This is a genomic window from Streptomyces regalis (genome assembly GCF_001509475.1).
Classification (GTDB): domain Bacteria; phylum Actinomycetota; class Actinomycetes; order Streptomycetales; family Streptomycetaceae; genus Streptomyces; species Streptomyces regalis.
Genome location: NZ_LLZG01000413.1, coordinates 1 through 8,132, shown reverse-complemented (window position 1 = coordinate 8,132; position 8,132 = coordinate 1). Strand labels below are relative to the sequence as shown.

At 63.7% G+C, this 8,132-nt stretch carries 5 protein-coding genes; all 5 read right to left on the bottom strand.

What is annotated here, in order from left to right:
• Window positions 1–115: 115 nt before the first annotated feature.
• Window positions 116–1,621 carry a class I SAM-dependent DNA methyltransferase gene (locus ADL12_RS46780; protein WP_079052665.1) on the bottom strand — a complete coding sequence of 502 codons (1,506 nt, stop codon included), beginning with the start codon at window positions 1,619–1,621 and terminating at the stop codon, window positions 116–118.
• A 33-nt stretch (window positions 1,622–1,654) separates the two neighbouring features.
• Window positions 1,655–2,623 carry a GIY-YIG nuclease family protein gene (locus ADL12_RS46775; protein ID WP_062715060.1) on the bottom strand — a complete coding sequence of 323 codons (969 nt, stop codon included), beginning with the start codon at window positions 2,621–2,623 and terminating at the stop codon, window positions 1,655–1,657.
• Entirely contained in the window at window positions 2,623–3,963 is a 1,341-nt protein-coding gene (locus tag ADL12_RS52170) for a restriction endonuclease subunit S (RefSeq protein WP_208614769.1), read from the bottom strand. The genes ADL12_RS46775 and ADL12_RS52170 overlap by 1 nt, the downstream gene beginning before the upstream one ends.
• Window positions 3,960–6,668 carry a type I restriction endonuclease subunit R gene (locus tag ADL12_RS46770; protein ID WP_244188298.1) on the bottom strand — a complete coding sequence of 903 codons (2,709 nt, stop codon included), beginning with the start codon at window positions 6,666–6,668 and terminating at the stop codon, window positions 3,960–3,962. Before ADL12_RS46770 ends, ADL12_RS52170 begins: the two co-directional genes overlap by 4 nt.
• Before the next feature lie 1,208 nt (window positions 6,669–7,876).
• On the bottom strand, window positions 7,877–8,132 hold a 256-nt coding region (locus ADL12_RS55340), incomplete at its 5' end, for a hypothetical protein (RefSeq protein ID WP_167364483.1).

Genomic DNA, 8,132 nt, shown 5'->3' with positions numbered 1-8,132 from the left:
TTCACAGCGAGTTGGTCACGTGTCTCGTCCGGGATGGGCATACCACACCAACGATCCCCAGAACGGGAAGCAACACCTTGATTCCCTGCAAGCCCTTAGCCGACAATCTGCAGGGTCAGGCCTCGCTCGTTTCCTTGGCCTCCAGAGCATCGGCGACGGCCGCAAACTCTTCCAGGGCAGCGGTGAGGTCTTCGATAATCTCGCGGGCAATGACGTCGGGGGCAGGCAGGTTGTCGAGGTCCTCCAGAGACTCGTCCCGAAGCCAGGTGATGTCCAGGTTGACCTTGTCACGGGCGATCAGCTGATCGTAGGTGAACGACTTGAATCGCTCGGACTCGACACGTTCCTCGCGAGGCCGGCCCGGCTTGACAGACTGGACGAAGTCCTCCAGGTGCTCGCGAGTCAGTGGGCTCTTCTTGAGTGTGAAGCGCTTGTTGGTCCGCAGGTCGTACACCCACGTCGTGGTCGTCCACGGGGTCTCGCTGGCCGGCTTCTTGTCGAAGAACAGCACGTTCGCCTTCACGCCCTGGGCGTAGAACACGCCGGTGGGCAGGCGCAGGATCGTGTGCAGGTCGAAGTCATTCAGCAGGCGTCGGCGCAGCGCCTCTCCGGCCCCGCCCTCGAACAGCACGTTATCCGGCAGCACCACCGCGGCTCGGCCGTTAATGTCCAGGATCGTCATGATGTGCTGCAGGAAGTTGAGCTGCTTGTTGCTCGTGGTGACCACGAAGTCATTGCGCTCGATCTCCCGGTCCTCACGGGCGTCCTTGCCGTCGGCGCCCACCATCGTGATCGAGGACTTCGTACCGAAGGGCGGATTGGCCAGCACCACCGACCACCGCTTCCCCGGGTCGTCGATCAGGGCATCCTTGACCTCGATCAGCGACTGGCCCTTAGCGTCACCCATGCCATGCAGCAGCAGGTTCATGGCAGCCAGGCGCGCGGTGCCGTCCACGATTTCCACGCCGTGCACGAACGACGCCTTCAAGTGCTGACGCTGCTCGGGATTCATGTGCGCGGCACCTTTGGAGGCGTACTCGTGGGCGCCCAGCAGGAACCCACCCGTGCCGCAGGCCGGGTCGACCACCGTGTCCTTCACGGTGGGCCGCACGACTTCGACCATCGCGGAGATGATCGACCGCGGAGTGAAGTACTGGCCCGCCCCCGACCCCTTGTCGCTGGCGCCCTTGGACAGGAGAGACTCGTAGGCGTCGCCATTGATGTCACCGCCGCCCGACCAGGTCTCCTTGTTGATCAGGTCGTGGATCAGCCGCTTGAGGATCGCCGGGTCCTGCACCCGGTTCTGCGCCTTGCGGAAGATCGTACCCAGCATGCCCGGCTGGCGGCCCAGCCCCTGCAGGATCAGCGTGTACTGGGTCTCCAGGGCCGCGCCCTCAGTGTCCAGCAGGCGCTGCCAGGAGTACTCCTCGGGGACAATCTGCTCAGGTTTGAGCGGCCGGTGGGCACGCTCGTGCGCCATCTTCAGGAACAGCAGATAGGTCAGCTGCTCGGTGTACTCCAACACCCCTACCCCGGCGTCCCGCAGCACCCCCGCGTACGCCCATAGCTTGTCGACCAGCCGGCGAGTGTCCGACACGTTGGTTCCTTCCCGCCAAGGCATACGCCCTGCAAGATAAGTAGATTTCTGGGCCGGTCAGCTAGTGCTGCCGGACTCCCAGAAGGCGTAGGTGACGTTGTCCTCGGTGAGCCAGTTGATCCGCCCGTTCATGGACACCCGTCCAGCGATGACCGCTCCCGCGGCTGAGGGAGAGCCGAACACGACATCACGGGTCAGACGCGCGGTCCCGTCCGGACCGACGGCGATCGATCCGTCCGCGACCAGGTCACAATGCTGGCTCTGACGAACCTTGTACTGCTTAGCCGACGAAGCCTTGTAGCCGGAGCGGTCCGGCATCTCGGCAGCCACCTCCGATCCGGCCAGAACCGTGAACTCCCCATCGATAACCTGCGCCTGAGCACCGGGCATCTGCACCAGGTGGAACACCGGGGAGACCTCCACCTCAGGCTCTGGCTCGGACTCGACGACCGGCACCGGGCCGTCAGGGCCAGCAGGCGCAGTCTGCGCGGCGGAGGGAGCACCGGCAGCTGGGCGGGTAGCCCTGCCACGTAGCACATCGACGCCCAGGACCGGCAGCAGGATCTCCAGCTGACGGACGAACTCCTCCATGTCCGAAGCGTCCGCCTCGGGCAGGTCCGCACCGCCGGTGGGTTCGTTGCCGTTCTCCAGCGGCACACGGCCGATCGCCTTGGCCATGCCGATCAGCTTCGACTCCAGCCAACGCACGTGTGCGCTGGTCAGGTTGGAGTCCTTCGAGGTGATGACCACGACCTCCGACCAGAAGTCCTTGTTCTGGTCGTGAGTGCTCAGCCGCTTGGCGACGTTGTCCGACTGCCCGACGTACGCCTTAGTCTTCCCGGTCTCCTCGTCTTCACCCAACAGGATGTAGACGCCGGTCTTCTGCGCTTCCCTACGCTCCCGGATACGCGCCAGGTCCTTACGAGCTCCCTTGAGGAGCTGCCCGGTCCACGTCATGATCTCCGCGGTCGTCAGACCACCGACCTTGCCGTCCACCAGGAACAAACGGACTTGCTTGCCCGCCATCAAATCAGAACCTTCTCAGGAGGCGGCTCCCCGGCAGCACTAGCGCCGCATTCCTCGACCTGCTCGATAACGGAGGCCGAGCCGATCAGCTGGCCGGAGAAAGCGGCTGCCAGGAGCGAACGGCGAAGGGACGCCGCTCGACGGCGAGCAACGGCGATGTGCTGTGCTTGGAGGCCAAACTGGGAGAGTCTTTCCTCAAGCGTTGTGATGATTCGCTGCTGATCAGCAAACGGAGCAAGAGGAATCATAACCTGCTGCAGTTTCCTCACGCTGAGAGTGTGTAGACCGCTCGAGGAACTCGAGACACGAGACAGGTGCTCTCGGATCTTCGGGGAGTTCCAAACCAGGCCGAGGTACCTAGGATCGATTTCACCTTGCGGGCGCACTCGGATCAGGTGATTCTGGTGCACAGCGTCGGCAATGCTCTCGTCCCAAACAGCTGCACGGCCAATCTGATCGGGACTTCCGTTTCCCTCGACAACCAGCAAGTCTCCCTTACTGAGACGGTACTTATCAATCTCGCCCTCGAAAAGCTCAACCTCGTGCACTTCAGTCAGATCCAGCCCTGTCGGGGTTACGTTCGCCACCCGCAGGAAAGGGAACTTATTCAGCAGAGGGCGACGCTTAGCTTGCTTCTGGATACCTCCCCGAATTGCTGCAACTTCGGACAGAGCTACAGTCCGCCATCCTTCGGATCTACCTACGGAAGATGTGGTGGCATCATGCTCCTCTCGCTGGACAGAGAAAAAGGCGTCGTCGAGTAGAGCACAGCGAAGGGAACCGAGACGTCTCTCTGCAGCATCGAGGTAATCGACGCCCGCATCGAGCCGGGAGAGATGGTCCTCTAGCGCCTCGACAATCCGCGCTTCGGTGGCTTCACCGAAGCGCGGGACCTTGAACTCCCTGATGCTCTTCAAGTTCACGTGTGGCAGCTGGGTACCAGTAGCTGAACCCTTGAGGTGCTGTTGGAACTCAGAACTGCCGAGCCAGTAATAGAGGTAAGCACCGTTGATTGAATGGGGGCGAATGCGGGCGACTCGCTGGACGAGCAGCGCGGGAAGGTCGCTGGGGCGAGCCCGGGCGAGCTTGAGCCCCGAGGAGATGAGCGGGCGGTCCATCCCCAGGATGAGATCTCCCTCCTGGATTGCCAGGTACTCATAGCCTGGAAGCATCGACTCTGGCCAGGTCTTCGTCCGCGCCCAGCGCAGTGCCCCGGGTTCGATGTTCTCGCCTCGCAGCAGCCGAATTCCTTCATCTGGTCCACCGAAGTGGACGCTCTTGAAGGCAGGACCGGAATCGACCGCTGCAACCTCGCCAACGGTCTGAAAGGCAGGCGTCACGCGGTCAGCTCCTTGTTCAGGGTCTCCAGAAGGGTGCCGACCTGGTCGCCCAGGTCACGCAGGGCACCGTCGATGCCGCCGCGCGCGTCGAACGGGGCACTGTCGAGCTGGTCGACGTCGATTCCGGCCGAGGAGGCGATCACGTCCGCCATGTTGTCCAGCCACCACTTCTGTGTCTCGGTGAAGACGATGCCGGCCTGCTCCTGCTGCCGTAGCCAGCCCTGGTACCGCTCGTGGACCTTGTCCGCGTACGGCACCAACTCGTCGTCACCCGTAAGGGTAAAGCGCAGCAGAGACACAAGGTCCGTGACCTGGGCCTTAGTGTTCGGCCGTACCCGGCCTCTCTCTACCTGCTCGTATGCCTCCCACAGCCGCTGCGGGGTCCACTGGTGCGGCGGGCGGGCGATCCGGTCGGCCAGTTCCTTGATCTGGGCGAACGTGCTCCCGGCAGGCCTGGTCCCGGATTCCTCGGCCTGCTGCAGAACCTGGATCGCGGAGATCTCGCTGCGGTGCTCGTCCAGGTAGGCGTGCCAATCCGCGACGATCTCGCGGGCCTTGTCCTCGGTGCCGACGCCGTAGGCCTCGAGCAGGGTGTCGGGGTTAGTGTCGTCGATGATCTGATCGTGCTGGCGGCGTAGCTCCAGGATGCGCGTACGCAGCTCGGGGTTGGCCGCCAGCGGGGTGATGGCCTTCTCGATCAGGTCGTCGATTACTTGTTGAGGGTTTGCGCCTTCGCCAGCAGCAGTGATGGCTTCGGCCTGCTGCTCGGGATCGCAGACCTCAACTAGCTTTTTGACGATCTCCTTGAGGGATTGGCCTGCGACCTTATCGAGCTCGGCCCGTTCGGCAGGGGTGACCTGGAGCTCCAAGGCTGCCAGGCGGGAGGCCAGGGTTGCGGTCTCGCTCTCAGTGATCGTGAGACTTGCGACTTTGCCCAGGAGCTTTTCCAGGCTGATGCCCTTCTTGCGCATCAGTGGTGGGTCCACGAAGTTGTGTTCAGTGACGCCGATGGCGTCGACAATGACGAATCTCGTCTTCTCCTGTGCGGCCGGGCTCGTCTGGGAGTCGGGGGTGACGGCCTGGAAGTCGGGCTTGGGCATCGTGCGCGCCCCGCGGCCCTTCATCTGCTCGAAGTACTGCGCCGAGCGGACGTCACGCATGAAGAACACGCACTCCAGCGGCTTGACGTCGGTGCCGGTGGCGATCATGTCCACCGTGACCGCGATCCGCAGCCTCGCGGAGGAGCGGAAGGCCTGCAGGTGCCCTTCGGGGTCTTTGGCCTGGTAGGTGATTTTTGCGGCGAAGTCGTTGCCCTTGCCGAAGACCTGCCGCACCTGGGTGACGACCTCCTCGGCGTGCGCGTCGTCCTTGCAGAAGATTAGCGTCTTGGGGACCGCGGTGCGGCCGGGGAAGATCTCGGTGAACAGCCGGTCGCGGAAGGTCTCCAGGACGGTGCGGATCTGGTTGGGGTTCTGCACCGCCCGGTCCAGCTGGCTCTTCTTGTACTCGACGTCCTCGTCGATGGCCTCGATGCGCTGGATGCGGGTGCGGCGGTCGACCTTGGGCACGAACGTGCCGGCCTCGATCTTCGCGCCGCTCTCCGAGACCTCCGTCTTGATGCGGTAGATGCCGAAGTCCACGTTCACGCAGTCGGCCACCGACTGGGTGTACGTGTATTGCGAGACGAGGTTCTGACGGAAGAACGCGAACGTCTGCTTGCCCGGCGTGGCCGTCAGCCCCAGGATGTGGGCGTCGAAGTACTCCAGGACGCCCTTCCATACACCGTAGATGGAGCGGTGGGCCTCGTCCACGATCACCAGGTCGAACGACTCTGGCGGCATGTCAGGGTTATAGGCGATGTCTACCGGGGCCTCCGGCACGAAGCTGTCCAGCGCCGGGTCGTCGCCCTCGGGGACGTCCTTGCCGCGCAGCACGGAGTAGACGCGCTGGATCGTGGAGATCACCACGTTCGAGGACTCCAGCATCCCCAGACCGGTCAGGCGCTGGACCGAGTACAGCTCGGTGAACTTCCGGCCGTCGTCCGGGGTCTCGTAGTTGCTGAACTCAGCAGCGGTCTGCTTGGCCAGGTTGTTGCGGTCCACCAGGAACAGCACCCGCTTAAACCCTGCGTGCTTGAGTAGTCGGTAGGACAGGGTCACGGCGGTGTACGTTTTGCCCGCGCCGGTGGCCATCTGGATCAGCGACCGGTCCGCACGCTCGGCCGCCATGGATGCCTCGGTGCCAAAGATCGCTTCGGTCTGCGCGGGCCGGAGCCGTTCCTCGTTCAGCGGCGGCATGCGGCGCACCTTTGCCCGCCAGGTCGGGAAGTCAGGATCGTCCTGGGCCTCCCGAACTATTCGCGCCAGGGTGGCCGGTTTGGGAAAGTTGAAGATCTTCCGGGCACGCGGCTCGGGGTCGTAGCCGTTGGTGAAATGAGTCTCCGACCCGGAGGCCTCGAACACGAACGGGATGCGGTCACCCACCGTGTGCGCGCGCTTGCGATGCTCCGGCGGCAGGCCAGTGGCGTACATCGCCGACTGCCACTCCACACCTGACAGGGTCGTGCCCTGGGGTTTGGCCTCGATGACCCCGACAACCTTCTTTTCCACGTACAGCAGGTAGTCGACCCGGCCGTGGCCCGGTGCCATGACGACCTCGCGTATCGCGACGCCGTGCACGCCAAGCTCGCCCGCGAACAGGTTCATCGCCTTGCGGTCCTGTACCGCCCAACCTGCGGCAGCTAGCTGCTGGTCGATAAGGGCACGAGCGCGGGCCTCCGCCGGGAGACGGGAATCGTGATCACTGCTGTTCATCGCTTCCTCGGTGTCGCTATCGGGAACGTTGCCAACTCAGTGGCGGACTCTGGCTGTTCGCTTAGGCCGGGGCCGTTGGCGCGGTACTCGTCCGATCACCCCAGCTCAACAGCACAAATGCGGAGGTGGGATTCGGGCGAGTAAACAGCGCGCAGGCACCGCAACTCCTGCAGGGGCAGTCCCGATCCGCCGGGTGCGTGGACGGCGGCCCGGACTTTCGACCAGAAGTGAACTCATGGAGGGCGCAGTACCCATAGACGTCGATGGACCGCCCAGCGAACGGCCTCTCAGCATCGGCCGGACTCTTATACACCTCGTCGAACTGGGCCGGTCCACGTAATCGTCAGGCTGACCTGGCCAGGTGAGCGCCAGGAGCCTGTGCTCGTTCTCCGGGAACCACAAAACGGGGCCGGAACGCCTGCCAGCCCCCGTACAGCCCGCGAGCTCGTAGCCCCGCCCACGGTGGTTCTTGCACGCCTCGCCAAATGCTTGCGTGTGCACGCGCCGGCCCCGGGCAGAGCCCTTGATCGAAAGAACTCGGACACGGGCACCAACGGATAGGCAGGTGGCCTGCTCCAAGCTCCGATCTGAGGCGCCGGGGATCACCTCAGCCTGAGCGACTCGGTTCACCACGCCATAGGCCAGCAGCTCCCCGTCGTAGTCACGCGTCAGGACGGACACCACGACTACCGCGTCCTGGCCCCCCTCCGCCAGCGTGAACACACTGTGCAGGGATGTGCCGCTTCTCGCCACCGCCCCTATCCCCCATCAAGAAGCACCTGACCGCCACCGAAGATGTCTCCACGCCGACGATGCCGGGATATTACAATAACTTCACACTTGAACGAGTGTTCTTCACCCTTCGGGGGGGGGAGGCAACTGGACAGGGAAGGGAACCGCCCCTTGCTAGGCCAGGGAAGCATGACCTGCATATACGTCCAAGCCCCAAAGGCCCTCCGGAGCCGTGTGCATACGCTCTCTGGGCACCCAACGGCTGACCAAGGAGCTACTGCCAGGCCCATGTGAGCCTGCTTGCCGCGTGAGCAACAGCTACGTATGAACAGGTGATGCGGGAGATTCATACGGCGGGGCAGAGTTGTTCAGTCGGTGATGACAGCCCTGCCCAGCCTCTTGAGCACGTCCTCAGGAGACAACTGTGAGTCTCGCAACTTCTCGTATCCGGAAACGACTTCATCCGGGTCCAGGCCTGCCTCTTGCGCCATGCGACGCAGTTCCTCAAGGTCGATGCCATCCCTAAGGAATCTGCTGAGCCAGGTGCCGAAATCGGCCCAGCCCTGGGTGGCCACCTTGCTGCGGACCGTCTTCGAACAGCCCGACACCGACGCCGTGAAGGCC

What these genes read in the sequence shown, in the direction of transcription:
- ADL12_RS46770 (WP_244188298.1), bottom strand. Translation starts at nt 6,668, where the DNA reads ATGAACCTGTTCGCGGGCGAGCTTGGCGTGCACGGCGTCGCGATACGC.
- ADL12_RS46780 (WP_079052665.1), bottom strand. Translation starts at nt 1,621, where the DNA reads ATGCCTTGGCGGGAAGGAACCAACGTGTCGGACACTCGCCGGCTGGTC.
- ADL12_RS46775 (WP_062715060.1), bottom strand. Translation starts at nt 2,623, where the DNA reads ATGGCGGGCAAGCAAGTCCGTTTGTTCCTGGTGGACGGCAAGGTCGGT.